At 64.8% G+C, this 17,538-nt stretch carries 15 protein-coding genes; 10 read left to right on the top strand and 5 right to left on the bottom strand.

The features are described from left to right. The first annotated feature begins 165 nt into the window (after nt 1–165). From GYB81_RS07965 to GYB81_RS07950, 4 genes are all read left to right on the top strand, one after another. Nucleotides 166–1,173, top strand: a complete 1,008-nt coding sequence (locus tag GYB81_RS07965) for a methionine ABC transporter ATP-binding protein (RefSeq protein WP_161864357.1) — start codon at nt 166–168, stop codon at nt 1,171–1,173. Further along, the gene (locus GYB81_RS07960) at nt 1,173–1,841 is read left to right on the top strand and encodes a methionine ABC transporter permease (RefSeq protein WP_161864356.1); all 669 of its coding nucleotides are present in this window, start codon (nt 1,173–1,175) and stop codon (nt 1,839–1,841) included. The genes GYB81_RS07965 and GYB81_RS07960 overlap by 1 nt, the downstream gene beginning before the upstream one ends. 64 nt (nt 1,842–1,905) lie before the next feature. Next, nucleotides 1,906–2,676, top strand: a complete 771-nt coding sequence (locus tag GYB81_RS07955; protein ID WP_161864355.1) for a MetQ/NlpA family ABC transporter substrate-binding protein — start codon at nt 1,906–1,908, stop codon at nt 2,674–2,676. A 217-nt stretch (nt 2,677–2,893) separates the two neighbouring features. Beyond that, nucleotides 2,894–3,319, top strand: a complete 426-nt coding sequence (locus GYB81_RS07950; protein ID WP_161864354.1) for a VOC family protein — start codon at nt 2,894–2,896, stop codon at nt 3,317–3,319. Between the two features lie 24 nt (nt 3,320–3,343). Here the strand turns inward: GYB81_RS07950 and GYB81_RS07945 are convergent, their stop codons facing one another. After that, the gene (locus tag GYB81_RS07945) at nt 3,344–6,226 is read right to left on the bottom strand and encodes an EAL domain-containing protein (protein ID WP_161864353.1); all 2,883 of its coding nucleotides are present in this window, start codon (nt 6,224–6,226) and stop codon (nt 3,344–3,346) included. Between the two features lie 291 nt (nt 6,227–6,517). On the opposite strand from GYB81_RS07945, the gene uvrD reads away from it, so the two are divergent. From uvrD to GYB81_RS07920, 5 genes are all read left to right on the top strand, one after another. After that, a complete protein-coding gene (gene uvrD, locus GYB81_RS07940; RefSeq protein ID WP_161864352.1) occupies nt 6,518–8,701 on the top strand; it encodes a DNA helicase II in 2,184 nt (727 codons plus the stop codon). A 23-nt stretch (nt 8,702–8,724) separates the two neighbouring features. Then, on the top strand, nt 8,725–9,819 hold the full coding sequence (locus GYB81_RS07935; protein ID WP_161864351.1) for a TRAP transporter substrate-binding protein: 1,095 nt from the start codon (nt 8,725–8,727) through the stop codon (nt 9,817–9,819). 121 nt (nt 9,820–9,940) lie between these two features. Next, nucleotides 9,941–11,023, top strand: coding sequence for a TRAP transporter substrate-binding protein (locus GYB81_RS07930; RefSeq protein ID WP_161864350.1), 1,083 nt, complete (start codon nt 9,941–9,943; stop codon nt 11,021–11,023). A 178-nt stretch (nt 11,024–11,201) separates the two neighbouring features. Continuing rightward, nucleotides 11,202–11,783, top strand: coding sequence for a TetR/AcrR family transcriptional regulator (locus GYB81_RS07925; protein ID WP_161864349.1), 582 nt, complete (start codon nt 11,202–11,204; stop codon nt 11,781–11,783). Between the two features lie 175 nt (nt 11,784–11,958). Further along, nucleotides 11,959–12,813, top strand: a complete 855-nt coding sequence (locus GYB81_RS07920; protein WP_161864377.1) for a Tim44 domain-containing protein — start codon at nt 11,959–11,961, stop codon at nt 12,811–12,813. Nucleotides 12,814–12,912: 99 nt separating this feature from the next. On the opposite strand, the gene GYB81_RS07915 is transcribed toward GYB81_RS07920, so the two are convergent. Genes GYB81_RS07915 through GYB81_RS07900 form a run of 4 tightly spaced genes read right to left on the bottom strand, consistent with a single transcriptional unit; the run spans nt 12,913 to nt 16,868 of the window. Continuing rightward, entirely contained in the window at nt 12,913–13,377 is a 465-nt protein-coding gene (locus tag GYB81_RS07915) for a GNAT family N-acetyltransferase (protein ID WP_438810702.1), read from the bottom strand. Continuing rightward, nucleotides 13,377–14,705, bottom strand: a complete 1,329-nt coding sequence (locus tag GYB81_RS07910; protein WP_233787503.1) for a hypothetical protein — start codon at nt 14,703–14,705, stop codon at nt 13,377–13,379. Before GYB81_RS07910 ends, GYB81_RS07915 begins: the two co-directional genes overlap by 1 nt. Further along, complete coding sequence (locus GYB81_RS07905; RefSeq protein WP_161864347.1) at nt 14,699–15,148, bottom strand: hypothetical protein; 450 nt, start codon at nt 15,146–15,148, stop codon at nt 14,699–14,701. The genes GYB81_RS07910 and GYB81_RS07905 overlap by 7 nt, the downstream gene beginning before the upstream one ends. Nucleotide 15,149: 1 nt before the next feature. Then, nucleotides 15,150–16,868: a hypothetical protein gene (locus GYB81_RS07900; RefSeq protein ID WP_233787502.1), complete on the bottom strand. Its 1,719-nt coding sequence runs from the start codon at nt 16,866–16,868 to the stop codon at nt 15,150–15,152. Nucleotides 16,869–16,995: 127 nt separating this feature from the next. Here GYB81_RS07900 and GYB81_RS07895 point away from each other — a divergent pair, with 127 nt between their 5' ends. Continuing rightward, complete coding sequence (locus GYB81_RS07895) at nt 16,996–17,403, top strand: SMI1/KNR4 family protein (protein ID WP_024310159.1); 408 nt, start codon at nt 16,996–16,998, stop codon at nt 17,401–17,403. Nucleotides 17,404–17,538: the final 135 nt, after the last annotated feature.

Genomic DNA, 17,538 nt, shown 5'->3' with positions numbered 1-17,538 from the left:
CCGCTGATCGGTAATGCCGATTTGTAATAACCATAGGTCAAGAAAGATTTTCTCGGCCTAAACACCGCCGGGTAGACTAGCGCCCTTTTGCGCCCACCCGGCGCCCGATGGCCGGCCCCTTTCATCTTTGGGCCCGCCCTTGAACACACCCAAAAGGTCGTTCGCGTGATCCAGTTTCAATCCGTCCACAAGGCCTACCGCGTCGCGGGCCGCGAGATTCCGGCACTGCAGCCCACCACGCTGCAGATCGGCAGCGGTCAGGTGTTCGGCATCATCGGCCACTCCGGCGCCGGCAAGAGTACCCTGCTGCGCCTGATCAACCGCCTGGAGGAACCCTCCGGCGGCCGCATCGAGATCGACGGCGTCGACGTCACCGCCCTCGATGCCAATGGCCTGCGCCGCTTCCGCCAACAGGTCGGGATGATCTTCCAGCACTTCAACCTGCTGTCGTCGAAGACCGTCGCCGACAATATCGCCATGCCGCTGCACCTGGCTGGCGAGCTGGGCCGCGCCGAGATCGACGCCCGCGTCGCCGAGCTGCTGGCCCGCGTCGGCCTGCAGGATCACGCCAACAAATACCCCGCGCAGCTCTCCGGCGGGCAGAAACAGCGTGTCGGCATCGCCCGTGCGCTGAGCACAAGGCCGAAGATCCTGCTGTGCGACGAAGCCACCAGCGCCCTCGATCCACAGACCACCACTGCGGTGCTGCAGCTGCTGGCCGAGATCAATCGCGAACTGGGCCTGACCATCGTGCTGATCACCCACGAGATGGATGTGATCCGTCGCGTCTGCGACCGCGTGGCCGTGATGGATGCCGGCGTCATCGTCGAGGAAGGTCCGGTGGCCGAGGTGTTCCTGCACCCGCAGCACCCGACCACGCGGCGCTTCGTGCAGGAGTCCGAACATGTCGACGAGGCTGAGCAACACGACGACTTCGCCCACGTCTCGGGACGTATCCTGCGTCTGACCTTCCAGGGCGAAGCCACCTATGCACCGCTGCTGGGCACCGTGGCCCGCGAGACCGGGGTGGACTACAGCATCCTTGCCGGGCGCATCGACCGTATCAAGGACGCCCCCTATGGCCAGCTGACCCTGGCCCTGACCGGTGGCGACATCGACGCCGCGCTGGCGCGCTTCGAAGCCGCCGAGGTGCATCTGGAGGTACTGCGCTGATGCTCGAACAACTGCTGCCCAACGTATTCTGGCCGGAAATCTGGCAGGCCAGCCTCGACACCCTGTACATGCTGCTCGGCTCGATGCTGTTCACCGTGCTGCTCGGCCTGCCGCTCGGCGTACTGCTGTTCCTCACCGGCCCGCGCCAGATGTTCGAGCAGAAGGTGCTCTATGGCCAGCTCTCGCTGTTGGTGAATATTCTGCGCTCGGTGCCCTTCGTCATCCTCTTGATCCTGATGCTGCCGCTCACCGAAATCGTGGTCGGCACCTCGCTTGGCGTGGCCGGGGCCATTCCGCCGTTGGTGGTCGGCGCGACACCGTTCTTCGCGCGCCTGGTGGAGACCGCGCTGCGTGAAGTGGAACGCGGCATCATCGAGGCGACCCAGGCGATGGGCGCCACCACCTGGCAGATCATCACCCGCGCGCTGCTGCCCGAGGCACTGCCCGGCCTGCTCGCGGCCACTACCGTCACTGCGATTACCCTGGTCGGCTACACCGCCATGAGCGGCCTGGTCGGCGGCGGCGGCCTCGGTGACCTGGCCGTGCGCTACGGTTACCAGCGTTATCAGCCGGACGTGATGACCGTCACCGTGATTCTGCTGCTGGTCCTGGTGCAGGTGCTGCAGATGGTCGGGGACCTATTGGTCATACATTTTTCTCGCAAGTAATGATGAAAAGCGGCGACTCGCCACCCGCGAGACCCGCGCCAACCTTCCCAAAAGGAACCTTGAAATGAAGAAGCTGCTGACTGCAATCGCCGCCTTCGCGGCCTTCTCGGCCCAGGCCGAAACCCTCAACGTCGCCGCCACCCCGGTGCCGCACGCGGAGATCCTCGAGTTCGTCAAACCGGCCCTGGCCAAAGAAGGGGTGGAGCTGAAGGTGCGCGTGTTCACCGACTACGTGCAGCCCAACCTGCAGGTACAGCAGAAGAACCTCGACGCCAACTTCTTCCAGCACCAGCCGTACCTGGACGAGTTCAATGCCAGCCGCAAGACCGAGCTGGTCGCCGTTGGCGGCGTGCACGTCGAGCCCTTCGGCGCCTACTCGAGCAAGATCAAGAGCCTCGACGAGCTGGCGCAAGGCGCCACCGTGGCCATCCCCAACGACGCCACCAACGGCGGCCGCGCCCTGCTGCTGCTGCAGAAGGCCGGGGTGATCAAGCTCAAGCCGGAAGCCGGCATCCTCGCCACGCCGAAGGACATCGTCGAGAACCCCAAGGCCATCAAGGTGCGTGAACTGGAAGCGGCCACCCTGCCGCGCGTACTGAGCCAGGTCGACGTTGCCCTGATCAACACCAACTATGCCCTGGAAGCCAAGCTGAACCCGACCCAGGACGCCCTGGCCATCGAAGGCAGCGACTCGCCGTACGTGAACATCCTGGTGACCCGCGCCGATAACAAGGACAGCGAAGCCGTACAGAAGCTGATCAAGGCCCTGCACAGCGCCGAAGTGAAGCAGTTCATCGAAGAGAAATACAAAGGCGCCGTCGTACCGGCGTTCTGATCGCCGCCGCCCCCCTGAGCTGTACCCGATGCCGCGCCGCTGCAAAGCCGCGCGGCATTTTTATTGGATCGGCGCGAAACCCGGTCCGATGAGACCCGGCACCCGAGGCGACATGCCCTCCGAGCGCGGCGTAAGGTCAGTTCACTTAGTAAGAGCTTTCAATCGAGCCGGCAGTTGCTAGGCTAACCTGACACCCGCGGATCAGAGGTACTGCCTGATGGCCCTTACTCCCTTTCACCTGGCAATCCCCGTCTTTGATCTGGCCGCAGCGCGGCATTTCTATGGCGAAGTGTTCGGTTGCGCTGAAGGGCGCAGCAGCGATCACTGGGTCGACTTCGATTTCTTCGGTCATCAGCTGGTGATTCACGAGGCGCCGAAGATGGCCTATCAGGAAGCGGCGGTGAGCAATCCGGTGGATGGCCACGACGTGCCGGTGCCGCACTTCGGCGTGGTGCTCGACTGGGACGATTGGGAGGCGCTGGCCGAGCGCCTGCGCAGCCGCAAGACGCAGTTCGTCATCGAACCCTACGTACGCTTCAAGGGCCAGGTCGGCGAGCAGGCGACCATGTTCCTCCTCGACCCCTGCGGCAACGCCCTGGAGTTCAAGGCGTTCAAGGATATCGGTCAGCTGTTCGCCAAGTGAGTATCTGCACAGAGCAAGCGCCGCTCAATCCAGCGGACTGTCGAGCTGCGCGCGCAGCAGATCGGCGAAGGCGCTGGCCTTCACCGGGCGGCTGATCAGATAGCCCTGAATCTCGTCGCAGTTCTGGCTCTTGAGAAAGTCCATCTGCGCCTGGGTTTCCACGCCCTCGGCGACCACTTTCAGCTCCAGGCTGTGGGCCATGGCGATGATCGCGCGGGTGATCGCCGCGTCCTCGCCGCCTGGCGACAGGTCGCGTATGAAGGTCTGGTCGATCTTCACGTAGTGCACCGGGAAGCGCTTGAGGTAGCTGAGCGAGCTGTAGCCGGTGCCGAAGTCGTCGATCGCCAGCTTCACGCCCAGCGCGCGCAGTTGCTGGAAGGTGGCGATGACGCTTTCGACGTTGTCGAGCAGCTGGCTTTCGGTCAGCTCCAGTTCCAGGTACTGCGGCGCCAGGCCGGTTTCCTCGAGGACCTGGCGGACCAGGCTGGTGAGGTTGCCCTGACGCAGCTGATGCACCGACAGGTTGACCGACACGCGTATCTGCGCCAGCCCCTGACGCTGCCATTCGCGAGCCTGCAGACAGGCCTGGCGCAGCACGAACTCGCCGATCGGCGCGATCAATCCGGTCTCTTCGGCCAGGCCGATGAACTCGCCCGGCGCCACCATGCCCTGCTGCGGGTGGCGCCAGCGCACCAGTGCTTCGGCAGCGTTCAGCTGATCGTCGGCGAGATTCAGCTTGGGCTGGTAGAACACCTCCAACTGGCCCTCGTCGATGGCCTTGCGCAGCTGGTTCTCCAGCTGCAGGCGCTCAAGGGTGCAGGCCTGCAGGTTGTCGGTGAAGAACTGGAAGGTGTTGCCGCCCAGGTGCTTGGCATGTTGTACGGCCATATTGGCCTGGCTGATCAGCGCGCTGATCTCGCGCGCATAGTCCGGCAGCAGGCTGATGCCCAGCGAGGCGCTGACCACCAGCTCGTGGCCGCCGACGTCCATCGGCACGCGCATCTTGGCCAACAGCCGACTGGCTACCCGTGCCAGACTGGAAAGGCTGCCGTAGGCGTCGAGAATGACGGCGAATTCGTCGCCCGACAGCCGCGCGATGCAGTCGGCTTCCGGCACGGCCTGGGTCAGGCGGCGGCTCATCTGGCGCAGCAGCTGGTCCGCTACCTCATGGCCGAGGCTGTCGTTGAGCAGCTTGAAGCGGTCCAGGTCGATATGCACCAGGGCGATACTGCGACCGCTCTGCCGCGCACGCTGGCTGGCCTCGTGCAGGCGCTCCTTGAACAGGCTGCGGTTGGCCAGACCGGTGAGGTCGTCGTAGTGCGACAGGTAGCGCAGACGCTCCTCGGCCTCGCGCCGCGCGGTCAGGTCGGCGAAGAAGCCGACGATATGGCTGGGCCGCCCGCTGGTATCGCGTACCAGATTGAGCTGCAGCCACTGCGGGTAGAGCTCGCCGCTCTTGCGCGTCTCGATCAGCTCGCCCTGCCAGGTGCCGCTGCTGTCCAGCTCCTGGCGGACCATCTGGTACTGCCTGCGCATCTCGCGGCTGCCGATCAGGCTGGTCACCGTGCGTCCGACCACTTCTTCGCTGCTGTAGCCGGTCACCGAGCTGAAGGCGCGGTTGACTGCCAGCACGCGGTAGTGCGGGTCGAGAATGAAGATACCTTCGCTGGCCGCCTCGAACACCGTCGCGGCCAGGCGCTGCTGCTGCTCCTGCTCACGCCGCGCACTGACGTCGCGCCGTGTCCCGAGCATGCGCCGCACACGGCCGGCAGCATCGCGCTCGACTGCGCGGCCACGGTCCTCGACCCAGACCCAGTGGCCGTCTTCATGACGCACGCGATATTCGATCTGATAGTCCTCGCTGCGTCCCTTGAGGTGCTGGACCAGCGCGCGGCGCAGCCGCGGCAGGTCGTCCGGATGCAGCCGCGGGGTCAGATCACGCAGCATCACCTGCACCTGGCCTGGCTCCAGGCCGAACAGCTCGCGCAGGTGCGAATGGTGCACCTGATCGCTCTCCAGATCCCAGTCCCACAGCCCCAGCTCACTGGCTTCCAGGGCCAGGGCCAGACGCGCCTGACTCTTGCCCAGGGCATGGGTCGCCTCGTCCAGCTCCAGGGTGCGCTCGGCCACGCGCATTTCCAGTTCACCGTGGGCACCGCGCAGCTCGCGTTCGGCGCGGCGGCGCTGCTCCACCTCGCGCGCCAGCTCTTCGTTGAGCCCCTCGGCGCGCTGCTTGGCGTGCTCCAGGTTGCTGATCAGCGCCAGGTTGTGAAAACGCTGCAGCAGGCTGCGCTGCACCAGGCGATTGACCTGCCAGGCCACCACCAGCAGGGCGAGAAACAGAATCACCCCGAGCAGCCCCCAGCCGCGTTGCAGGCTGTTGTCGGCCAGCAGCAGGAAGGCCGCCGAAGGCACCAGGCAGGGCAAGGCGAAACTGAGAAAGGCTGACAGGCTGACGGCATAGGCAACGCTGGCCGAGAGAATCGCCGCAGCGATCAGGCCATAGACCAGCGCCTGCTGATAGAACACATCGGCCGGCACCAGCTCGATCACGGCGAAGGCGAGGGTCAGGCCGGAAGCTGCGGCACCGACGAGGAAGATGCGTCGCCAGTAGGGTTCTGCCTGGCGGCTGGGCAGGGCCTCGTTGAAGGCATTGACCTGGGTCAGACGCAGCAGCACCAGCAACACCACCCAGCCCAGCCACGCCATGAGCAACGCTGCGCTCTGCTGGTCCCAGAGCAGCAGACTGCAGGCCAGGCCGACCAGCAGCATGAGCAAAGTAGGCAGGCGCGAGCCCAGAAACAACAGACGGGTACGCTCGACGGCAATGTCCGTGGCGAACTGACGTTCAGCCTGATGCGGGTCCAGCGTCACCTCTTGAATTACGGCGCAAGTCGTGGCGGTCATAGGCGATGTTCTTGTAATGGTTGCCTAAGGATCTGCGGGGTCAGTATCGGCACCCTCAGCCCTGACGTCGCGGGAGAATACCCGAGACAGACGCTGTGCCCAACAAAGATGTGGGCAATTTCACAGTCTGACGCCCAACTTTTGGCGGGCGCCACCCAGACATGATGGCCTTTGGCCGCCTGCGTACACACATCTGCGCTCTGACCTACCGGTCGTCGGTTGCATCAGCCCGGGTTCGCTTCGCCTGGCCGACGGTTTGCCCTCCCCTGCCCGGCCCCCTAGAATGCCGCGATGCAAAACGACCCCGAACTCCTCCTCGCTTCGCTCAACGACGCCCAGGTCCAGGCCGTGGCCGCTCCGCTCGGCCGCCAGCTGGTGCTGGCCGGCGCTGGCTCGGGCAAGACCCGCGTGCTGGTGCACCGCATTGCCTTCCTGATTCAGGCAATGGGCGCTTCGCCTCATTCGATCCTTTCGGTGACCTTTACCAACAAGGCCGCCGCCGAGATGCGCCACCGCATCGAGGACATGCTCGGGCACAACCCGGCCGGCATGTGGGTTGGCACCTTCCACGGCCTGGCCCATCGCCTGCTGCGCGCGCACTGGCAGGAAGCCGGCCTGGCCGAGAACTTCCAGATTCTCGACTCCGACGATCAGCAACGCCTGATCAAACGAGTGATCCGTGACCTGGGCCTGGACGAACAGCGCTGGCCGGCCAAGCAGGCGCAGTGGTTCATCAACGGGCAAAAGGACGAAGGCCTGCGCCCAGCGCACATCCAGGCCGGCGGCGACCTGTTCCTGGCCACCATGCGTGGCATCTATGAGGCCTACGAAGCGGCCTGCGCACGCACCGGGGTGATCGATTTCGCCGAGCTGCTGCTGCGCGCGCTTGACCTGTGGCGCGACAAACCAGGCCTGCTCGAGCACTACCAGCGGCGCTTCCGCCATATCCTGGTCGACGAGTTCCAGGACACCAACGCCGTGCAGTACGCCTGGCTGCGTTTTCTTGCCAAGGGCGGCGACAGCCTGATGGTGGTGGGTGACGACGACCAGTCGATCTACGGCTGGCGCGGCGCCAAGATCGAGAACATCCAGCAGTTCTCCAGCGACTTCCCCGACACCCAGCTGATCCGCCTGGAGCAGAATTACCGCTCCACCGCCGGCATCCTCAAGGCGGCCAACGCCCTGATCGCCAACAACAACGGGCGCCTCGGCAAGGAGCTGTGGACCGATGGCGGCGACGGCGAGCCGCTGGCCCTGTACGCCGCCTTCAACGAGCACGACGAAGCGCGCTACGTGGTCGAGAGCATCGAGGACGCGCTGCGCAAGGACGGCCTCAAGCGCAGCGAGATCGCCATTCTGTATCGCTCCAACGCCCAGTCGCGGGTACTGGAAGAGGCGCTGCTGCGCGAGCGCATCCCCTACCGCATCTACGGCGGTCAGCGCTTCTTCGAGCGCGCCGAGATCAAGAACGCCATGGCCTATCTGCGCCTGCTCGACGGGCGCGGCAACGATGCTGCGCTGGAGCGCATCATTAACGTGCCGGCGCGCGGTATCGGCGAGAAAAGCATCGAGAGCATCCGCGAGTACGCCCGCGCCCATGACGTGCACATGTGGGAGGCGATCCGCCTGATGCTCGCCAACAAGGTACTGCCGGGCCGTGCTTCGAGCGCCCTGAGCGGCTTTATCGAGCTGATCGAAGGCCTCGCCGAGAAGGTCATGGCAATGCCCCTGCACCAGATGACCCAGGTGGTCATCGAGCAGAGCGGCCTGCTCGCCTACCATGAAGCGGAAAAGGGCGAGAAGGGCCAGGCCCGGGTGGAGAACCTGGAGGAGCTGGTCAGCGCCGCGCGCGCCTTCGAGAATGACGAAGACGACGAGCTGACCCCGCTGCAGGCCTTCCTCACCCACGCTTCGCTGGAGGCCGGGGACACCCAGGCCGCCGAGAACGAGGACAGCATTCAACTGATGACCCTGCACAGCGCCAAGGGCCTGGAATTCCCGCTGGTATTCCTGGTTGGCATGGAGGAGGGTCTGTTCCCGCACAAGATGAGCCTGGAAGAACCGGGCCGACTGGAAGAAGAACGCCGCCTGGCCTATGTCGGCATTACCCGTGCCATGCAGAAGCTGGTGATCAGCTACGCCGAAACCCGGCGTCTCTACGGTAGCGAGACCTACAACAAGGTGTCGCGCTTCGTCCGCGAAATCCCCGCACCGCTGATTCAGGAAGTGCGCCTCAGCAACAGCGTCAGCCGCCCGGTAAGCACCAGCTCGATGAGCGCTGGCAGCCTGTTCGCCGGCAGCGCCGTGCCGCAGACGCCCTTCAACCTGGGCCAGCGCGTACGCCACAGCCTGTTCGGCGAGGGCACCATCCTCAACTTCGAGGGTGCCGGCGCACAGGCACGGGTGCAGGTAAATTTTGAAAACGAAGGCAGCAAGTGGCTGATGCTGGCATATGCCAAGCTGGAAGCCTGTTAGCACACCGTATCTGGAGAGAATCGATGAATCGCCGCAATCTGTTCGGCGCCGCTCTGGCGCTGATCGCCGCCATCGGCCTGGTTGGCTGCAAAGAAGAAAAGGCTGCCAGTGAGCAAGCCGCCGCCAAACCGGCAGAAACCTTCCACTGGAAGATGGTCACTTCCTGGCCGAAGAACTTCCCCGGCCTGGGCACCGCTGCAGAGCGTCTGGCCGAGCGTATCAACGCCATGAGCGCCGGTCGCCTGACCGTCAAGGTGTACGCGGCCGGCGAGCTGGTACCTGCACTGGAGGTGTTCGACGCGGTATCGCGCGGCACGGCCGAGATGGGCCACGGCACCCCGTACTACTGGAAGGGCAAGGTGCCGGCTGCGCAGTTCTTCAGCAGCGTGCCGTTCGGCCTCTCCACCCTGGAAATGAACGCCTGGCTGAGCAAGGGCGGCGGTCAGGCGCTGTGGGACGAAACCTATGCACCCTACGGCGTGAAACCGCTGTCGGCGGGCAATACCACCATGCAGATGGGCGGCTGGTTCAACAAGGAAATCAACAGCCTGGATGACATCAAGGGCCTGAAGATCCGCATGCCGGGCCTCGGCGGCGAAGTCTGGAGCAAGCTCGGCGCAATCACCGTCAACCTGCCCGGTGGCGAGATTTTCACCTCTCTGCAGACCGGCGCCATCGACGCCACCGACTGGGTCGGACCGTACAACGACCTGGCCTTCGGTCTGCACAAGGCGACCAAGTACTACTACTTCCCGGGCTGGCAGGAACCGCAAGCCGTGGTCGAATCCATGGTCAACCAGAAAGCCTTCGACGCGCTGCCGGCCGACCTGCAGGCCATCGTCGTCGAAGCCGCGCGCGCTGCAACCCTGGACATGATGGACGACTACGTGTTCAACAACGCCAAGGCGCTGCAGAGCCTCAAGAGCGAAGGCGTGCAGTTCAAGCGCCTACCGGATGAAGTGCTGCAAGCCATGCGCGAACAATCCGAGGTGGTGCTCGAGTCCCTGGCTGCCGAAAACGATCTCAACGGCCGCATCTGGGCCTCGCAGAAGGCCTTCCTCGAAGAAGCCAGCGCCATGCAGACGCTGACCGAGAAAGAGCTGTACAACTGGCGTTGAGCCGCCTCCGCTCCCACACGGCTTTTCGCCCTTGTGGGAGCGAATTCATTCGCGATGGGTTGGCGCCTTACCAGCGATCGCGAATAAATTCGCTCCTGCAAAATTATCTGGAAGCCATCCCATGCGCTTTTCCACCCTGCTTCTCCTGCCCCTGTTCGCCTTCGGCCTGATCGGCTGCAAGGACGATTCCACTCCGGCCGACCAGGCCGCAGCGCCCGCCCAGACCTTCCACTGGAAGATGGTCACCACCTGGCCGAAGAACGCCCCAGGCACCGGCACTGCCGCCGAACGCCTGGCCGAGCGGGTCAACGCCATGAGCGCCGGGCGCCTGACCATCAAGGTCTATGCTGCCGGCGAGCTGGTGCCGGCGCTGGAAGTCTTCGATGCGGTGTCGCGCGGCACCGCCGAACTCGGCCACGGCACGCCCTACTACTGGAAGGGCAAGGTACCGGCCGCGCAATTCTTCGGCGCGGTGCCCTTCGGCCTGTCCACCCAGGAAATGAACGCCTGGCTGAGCAAGGGCGGCGGCCAGGCGCTGTGGGACGAAGCCTACGCGCCGTTCGGCCTCAAGCCGCTGACTGCAGGCAACAGCACCATGCAGATGGGCGGCTGGTTCAACAAGGAAATCAACAGCCTGGCTGACATCAAGGGCCTGAAGATCCGCATGCCGGGCCTCGGCGGCGAGGTCTGGAGCCGCCTCGGAGCCACCACCGTGGTGCTGCCCGGCGGCGAGATCTTCACCGCGCTGCAGACCGGCGCCATCGACGCCACCGACTGGGTCAGCCCCTACAACGACCTGGCCTTCGGCCTGCAGAAGGCGGCCAAGTACTACTACTACCCGGGCTGGCAGGAGCCGCAATCCGTGCTCGAGCTGCTGATCAACCAGAAGGCATTCGATGCGCTGCCGGCCGACCTGCAGGCCATCGTCACCGAAGCGGCGCGCGCCTCGACCCAGGACATGATGGACGACTACGTCTACCACAACGCCCTGGCGCTGGACGAGCTGAAGAAGAGCGGCACGCTGCTCAAGCGCTTCCCCGACGAGGTGCTGCAGGCCATGCAGCGCGAGACCGAACAGGTGCTCGGCGATCTGGCTGCGCAGAGCGAACTCAACGGTCGCATCTGGGCCTCGATGCAGGCCTTCCAAGCGCTGGCCACCTCAATGCATGCGCTGTCGGAAAAGGAGCTGTACGACTGGCGCTGAGCCGCTCAGGGTATAGCAGTTACCCTTGTGGGAGCCCCGCCCCGGGGCGAAGCGTTCGTTACCCCCAGCTTCGCGGCGGGGCGCCGCTCCTACCCGTTCGGCGCGACCAGGTCTCACCTATCAGACCCCGTTTGTCGTTTCAGGCGTCACCTCAGGCCTTGGCGACCATACTTCAGGAATGAAGAAAAAGCCGACCGACCCTGCCCTCATCCTTGATACCGCCCTGCGACTGGCCGACGTCTGCGGCTGGGAGCGCCTGCATCTGTTCGAGGTGGCCGCGGCGCTGGAAATCGGCCTGGACGATATCGCCCGCCATTACCGCGACAAGGATGATCTGGTGGAAGCCTGGTTCGACCGCGCCGACCAGGCCATGCTTGGCTACGCCCGCAATCCCGACCTGGCCGGCCTGAACGCCGAACAGCGCCTGGAAGCTTGCCTGCTGGCCTGGCTCGACAGCCTGGCCGCCCATCGCGCGGTGACCGGGCAGATGCTGCTGTACAAGCTCGAACCCGGGCACGTTCATCTGCAGGTGCTCGGCCTGATGCGCATCAGCCGCACCGTGCAGTGGTGGCGCGAAGCGGCCGGCCGGCAAAGCCTGCATCTGCGCCGCATCGCCGAGGAGACTCTGCTCACCAACGCCTACCTGCGCAGCTTCGTGCACTGGTTGCGCCATCCCGAGGAGGACGCTGCAGCGTTCCGCGCCTTCCTGCGTGGCCAGTTGCGCGCCGGACCACTGCCGCTGCTGTTGCAACGCACCTAGCCCGGATGAAATCCGGGGCCATGGTTGCGGGCCGTCGCCGGCTTGCTTCCGGGCTAATCGGTCAAATCGCAGGGTGCTCGCCCTACAGGCAAAAGCCGGAAACATTCTGTCACTGGTCATGCCAACCCATGACGGGCAAGATGCCGATCAGCTTTCCACCAGAGAGAAAACCGTGATGCAGCGTTTCCTCAGTATCGCCATGGTCCTGTGCCTGGCGCTGACCTTCAGCTTCGAAGCCCACGCCAAACGTTTCGGCGGTGGCAAATCCTTCGGCTCCGCCCCCAGCCACCAGACCCGCCAGGCCACGCCGCCTGCTCAACAGGCTGCCCCGACCCCTGGTCGCCAGCAACCTGCCGCCGCTGCCAGCGGCGCTTCGCGCTGGCTCGGCCCACTGGCCGGTCTGGCAGCCGGTGGCCTGCTGGCCTCGATGTTCATGGGTGACGGCTTCGAAGGCCTGCAGATCATGGACTTTCTGATCTTCGGCCTGATCGCCTTCCTGATCTTCCGCTTCCTCGCCGCCCGTCGTGCTCGCCAACAGCCGCAAATGGCAACTGCCGGTGCGCCCTACCAGCGCGAAATGCCGAATGCCGCCAACGCGCCGGCAGCCGGCAGCAATATCTTCGGCGCTCGCCTGGCCTCGGCCGCTCCGGTGATCAATGCCCCGGCCTGGTTCAATGAACAAAGCTTCCTGGCCGCCGGCCGCGAGCATTTCATGAACCTGCAGCAGCACTGGGACGCGAACGAGATGGACAAGATCGCCGAGTTCGTCACCCCGCAACTGCTGGACTTCCTCAAGCGCGAGCGCGCCGAGCTGGGTGACGGCTTCCAGTCCACCTACATCGACGACCTGCAGGTCCAGCTCGATGGTGTCGACGACAACGCCGAAAAGACCATCGCCACCCTGACCTTCAGCGGTGTGTCGAAGACCTCGCGCTTCGACCAGGGCGAACCGTTCAGCGAAAGCTGGCGTCTGGAGCGCGCCCAGGGCGACAACCAGCCCTGGCTGATCGCCGGCATTCGCCAGAACTGATTCTGGGCAACGCATGAGAAACCCCGGGCTTGCCCGGGGTTTTTCGTTTCACCGGCCATCGCGGCGAAAGCCGCTCCTACGATTGCGACGATCCGTGCATTACGCCTGCTCGCTAACGGCCCGGCGCATGCCGATATGCGGGATGTCGTCCTCCAGATACACCTCGGTTACCGGCTCGAAGCCATAACGCCCGTAGTAACCCTGCAGATGCGCCTGCGCCGACAGGTATAGCGGCACGCCCGGCCAACGCTGGCTGCACTCGGCCAGCGCCTGCTCCATCAGTCTGTGGCCCAGGCCCGTGCCACGCGCCGCCTCGGCGATCACCACCCTTCCGATCACTACCTCGCCGCCCATGCGCTGCGGGTCGAGCAGGCGCAGATAGCCCAGCAGCGAATTATCGTCGCGCGCCATCAGGTGACAGGTATCGCCGACCAGATCCTGGCCATCGGTTTCCAGGTAGGGGCAGTTCTGCTCGACCACGAACACCCGGGTGCGCAGGGCAAGGATGGCATACAGCTCAGAAACATCGAGTTCGCTGTGGTGCTTGCTGATCCAACTGATCATCACGACACTCTCCAAAAACGCCAGGGTACCAAACGCCCGCCGCCTGGCCGCAGACAGCGCCACAACATCACAGCGAGTACCAGCACCAGCCAGAGCAGGGGCACCAGAAAAAGCACCAGGGTACTGGCGGCATGCCGCCCCACCTCTGTGTGGTAGACCAGCCGCACACCACCATCCTGTCGCTCGGCAGCGAGCAGCACGGCGTTCTGCAACCTGCTTAGTGTGCCGTTTGCCGGTACCGACACAGGAAGCTGGCGCAGGGAGCGGACAAGACCGTTCCAGGCTGCAGCGCTGTTCTCGCGGGGTGAAGAGAAGGCCGCCGGCCTCGAATAGCTGGGCGCCAGATCGCTCAGGGTAAGACTGCGCGCCTGTGCCTCGGCATACACCGCAACGATGACAGCCACGCGCTTCTCCAGCTGGGCGCGCACATCCTCGGCAAGCACGGCTATCGCCTCGTTTCGTGCCCCTGCGGGAGAAGCCTCGTAAGCCTTCAGCAGTTGCTCACGGCGAGACTGGAGCAAGGCCCGGAAATCATCCCAGCGCTCATAGCCAAGTAGCTGCATGATGGCCTGCTTTCCGGCCTGGCAATCCATATCGGCAGGGCACAGCAGCTCGAACTCGGCCATCGCCGCCGGGAACAGCTTAACCCCCGTGAGGGTGAAGAAATTTCCCGGCCCTGCCTCCGACCAGAGGTTCGCAAGGCCATGGAGCACCGGCAGATCATCAAGGGCAGCTTGCTCAGGTGCAATCATCGCCGGTCCCCAGTAGTAGTTCCGGCAATCAAGGCGATAGGACAGTGAGGCATATGATGGTTCAGGGTCGCTCGACAACCCACATGAGAGCGTCTGGTCCGCGGGTTTGAAAATCAGCCGCGTTCCCGCGGGCGGCAGGTACTCGCCAAGATCTTCTCCGCTATGCAGCACCAGTTCCGGATAGTCCAGAAGCGCTCCCTGCAGTCGGTAGAAGGTTGCCGGCCAAAGCTGCTGGCTGTCGCTCGCAAACAGCAGGAACACACCGCCCGCCAGAACCAGAGTGGCGCCCAGCGGCCGCCGAGGTTGCCGACGAGCCAGCAGGCCGATGCTGCCCAGGTAGATCAGCGGCAAGCCCAGCAGCAATCCGGGCAGCGCCAGAGACCATTGCGACGCCCAGTTGAACAACAGGTAGTGGCTGCTGGCGAGCACCGCCAAGACCGCACACAACAGCCCGAACGCCAGCGCAGTCGCAGCCCAGCCTCGGATGATGCCCGGCACCAGCACCGCCGCGCTCGACACTACCAGTGCCAGGCTTACCCAGCGGACCCAATCGGGCGACGCCATCATCTCTAGCATGGCCACTCCCATCCCTCGCAGTTGAATACCCGTCGGCCATGTACGTGAATCTGTTTCCAGGCCAGCCGGCCGTCCTTTTCCAACCCGTAGGAAACGCCATGCTCGGCGCCCGCAGCGTCGTACCGCCAGACACCGACCAGATTGCCGGCAGCGCTCAGGGCCAGCCAGGTTCCGACACTCTTAGCGTCGCGATACCAGCCATGCACGATGAATCCGCCGTTGGTTTGCGCGACCCAGTAACCGCTGCGCTGGCCGTTGGTTTGCGCACCGCAAGCGACGACCTCGCCGTCTACGATTTCCTTGTGAATCTCATCCGTGCTGCGCACACAGCCGTCGCCATCCAGCTCAGGTGGCGCAAGCTCGTTCAGCAGGCGCTGGGGCACCCGCTCGAAGGCGACCGCGGAAGAAGCCAGCAGCATCAGGGTCAGGGTGAGCACGCGCATATCAGTCGCCCTCCAGCTGCATGAAGCGATACGTCCAGCGCACCGTGCGCGGCGTGGCATCGAGGGTGATCAACTGCTCGATACGCCTGACCTCGCCGTGAAACTTGAACACATCACCGGGGAACAGGAAGTCATCGACTGTCGGCTCATCAAGGTCGGCAGAACGGGCAACCGGCATCAACGCCTGTCCATTGGCATCGAGAAAGCGCAGCCGGCCGAACAACTCGCGCGCCGGCTGCCCGGGCTGCACCACCGCGCTCGGCAAGGCGCCGGCCGCAACCAGCCAGGGCGTTTCGCCAGGCTGATGAGGCAATGCCTGCCAGGCCACGCCGGCCGGGCAGGACAGCTCGCTCTCGACCTGAGCGTCGTGGAGGAAGCGCAGCTCACCATCGCTGCTCTGCAGCTCCCAGCGCACCTGATCGAGCTGCTCCGCTGGCAACGCCGCATAGCGCCGGTAGTTGTCCATCGCTATTCGCTGTGTGGCCCGCCAGCGCAACAGCGGCTGTTCGGAGCTGACCACACGCAGCTGACAGACGGCGCTCAGGGAGATGGGCAGAAACACTTCGTGATACTCCTGACCCTGCGCCTGCTGCGGCAATTGCGTGGGCATGTCGAGGCCGGTATGCGCCAGCGGCAGGTGCCAGGCCGAAGGCAGGGACGGATCGCTACGCAGCTCGTCGTCCGTGGAGAAGCGCACATTCGTGAGACGCTCCTCCCTGCCACTCCATAGCTTGATCGGCAGGCGCGCCGGCGGCGTGCCCTCGAAGCGCAGCTGGTACATGTCGGCAGCGAGAAAATCCCTGCTTCGCAGCAGGCGATCCCAGGCACTGTCATAGAACGGCGAATGGGCGTAACGCACGCGATGCCAGCCCTGATGCGCCGGGTAGTCATCCGGCATGAAATGCAAGGTCTGCTCGCCCCGGTTGACGATCTCGACCCACCACTCGCCCGGCACGGCGCCGGGCCGGGCGGTGACGCGGCTGTCGCCGACACGGATGACGCTCTCCTCACCGGAAAGTGTCAACCACAGCGGCGCCTGGTCGGCGACGGCGACCTGGCGCAGCACATCGGCCAGCACCCAGGCCGGTTCCTGATACGCGCAGGCCAGGCTGTATGCCGGCGTCCAGAACAGTTCGAAGCGGTGCGCCGGCATGGCGCGCATCGGGTATTCGGCAAGCGCCTGCGATAGCGCCAGGTCGGCATCGAGGCCTATCGATACAGGGCGCTGCGCTGCATCCAGGCGCAGCTCCGGAGCACACAGCTGCGTGCCATCCGCGGCGAACAGACGGAGGTTGTCGATAGCCAGAATGGTTTCCGGCATCAGTGCATTGCTGCCACGCGCGGCCAGCAGCAGCTCGAACCAGTCGCGTCGAGCGGGGTTGTTAAAGACACTACCGAAGCCCGCATGAAGTCTGAGCGTGCCGGCCAGCGCAGCGGGCTGTAGCGGCTCGCGCACATCGCGGCCGGGCAACTGGAAGGGCTCGTACACGACCACATGGGTGCTGTCGAACAGGCCGTGGCCTTCACGGGACGCCACGATCAGCAGCGCGACCAGCCAGGCGAGGGTGATCAGGCTGATTACGACGAAGCGTCGGGTCTGCAATTCCTTTTGCAGGCGCGCGACGATGCCGTCGCGAGGCTGCGCGGTTGGGGTTGAAGATGCATCCTGCATGTAGTGACGCTTCCAGGCTTTCTCGCGGGGCGCCAAGGTTGCCGACAAAGACCGCTCGGCTCAAGCGCCAATCGTCCATGCTGCTAACTGGAACGGCTTTTCGCTGCCCCCTCAGCGATACCCCAAATTCCGCTGCTAGGGTATAAAGCTGCCCGCACATCAGGAGAGTCCAATCGTGGAAGAAGTCATCGAACAGCTGCGCGAACTCAATGAGCCGGTTCCGGTGCCGCTGGAGCTGCCGGACGAAGAGACCCTGGTGGAAATTCAGGAACAGATCCTCATCCACCTGCCCTTCGAACTGCGCGAATTTCTGCTCAAGGTCAGTGACGTGGTCTACGGACGCCTGGAGCCGGTGACCGCCAGCGACCCGCATTCGCACACCTACCTGCCGGAAGTCGCTTCGGTAGCCTGGGACCTCGGCCTGCCGCGTGACCTGGTGCCGCTGTGCCAGGACGGCCGCGACTACTACGCGGTGGACGTCGAAGGTCAGGTCTGGCTGTGGGACGGTGACGAGGGCGAGCTCACCGACGAAAGCTGGGACTCGGTCTGGCACTGGTGCCGCGACGTCTGGCTGGAGAGCTGATCGCCCTCGGCCATAGTGGGCCGTACTCACCGCCCTCGTGCAACCCGGCGGCACGCGCGGCGCACCTTGTGGGGCGTTACGCAGGAGCTGGGCGCCACGCACCCGCCACGGGTGTCTGACGCCCTCTATCGGCCC

The organism is Pseudomonas yangonensis, from assembly GCF_009932725.1.
GTDB lineage: Bacteria > Pseudomonadota > Gammaproteobacteria > Pseudomonadales > Pseudomonadaceae > Aquipseudomonas > Aquipseudomonas yangonensis.
This window is presented reverse-complemented; position numbering and strand designations above follow the sequence as displayed.

Bases quoted from the DNA above. Each gene is read 5' to 3' on its own strand.
- GYB81_RS07915 (WP_438810702.1), bottom strand. From the start codon at position 13,377: ATGATCAGTTGGATCAGCAAGCACCACAGCGAACTCGATGTTTCTGAG.
- uvrD (WP_161864352.1), top strand. From the start codon at position 6,518: ATGCAAAACGACCCCGAACTCCTCCTCGCTTCGCTCAACGACGCCCAG.
- GYB81_RS07935 (WP_161864351.1), top strand. From the start codon at position 8,725: ATGAATCGCCGCAATCTGTTCGGCGCCGCTCTGGCGCTGATCGCCGCC.
- GYB81_RS07945 (WP_161864353.1), bottom strand. From the start codon at position 6,226: ATGACCGCCACGACTTGCGCCGTAATTCAAGAGGTGACGCTGGACCCG.
- GYB81_RS07925 (WP_161864349.1), top strand. From the start codon at position 11,202: ATGAAGAAAAAGCCGACCGACCCTGCCCTCATCCTTGATACCGCCCTG.
- GYB81_RS07960 (WP_161864356.1), top strand. From the start codon at position 1,173: ATGCTCGAACAACTGCTGCCCAACGTATTCTGGCCGGAAATCTGGCAG.
- GYB81_RS07910 (WP_233787503.1), bottom strand. From the start codon at position 14,705: ATGCTAGAGATGATGGCGTCGCCCGATTGGGTCCGCTGGGTAAGCCTG.
- GYB81_RS07950 (WP_161864354.1), top strand. From the start codon at position 2,894: ATGGCCCTTACTCCCTTTCACCTGGCAATCCCCGTCTTTGATCTGGCC.
- GYB81_RS07905 (WP_161864347.1), bottom strand. From the start codon at position 15,148: ATGCGCGTGCTCACCCTGACCCTGATGCTGCTGGCTTCTTCCGCGGTC.
- GYB81_RS07955 (WP_161864355.1), top strand. From the start codon at position 1,906: ATGAAGAAGCTGCTGACTGCAATCGCCGCCTTCGCGGCCTTCTCGGCC.
- GYB81_RS07920 (WP_161864377.1), top strand. From the start codon at position 11,959: ATGCAGCGTTTCCTCAGTATCGCCATGGTCCTGTGCCTGGCGCTGACC.
- GYB81_RS07930 (WP_161864350.1), top strand. From the start codon at position 9,941: ATGCGCTTTTCCACCCTGCTTCTCCTGCCCCTGTTCGCCTTCGGCCTG.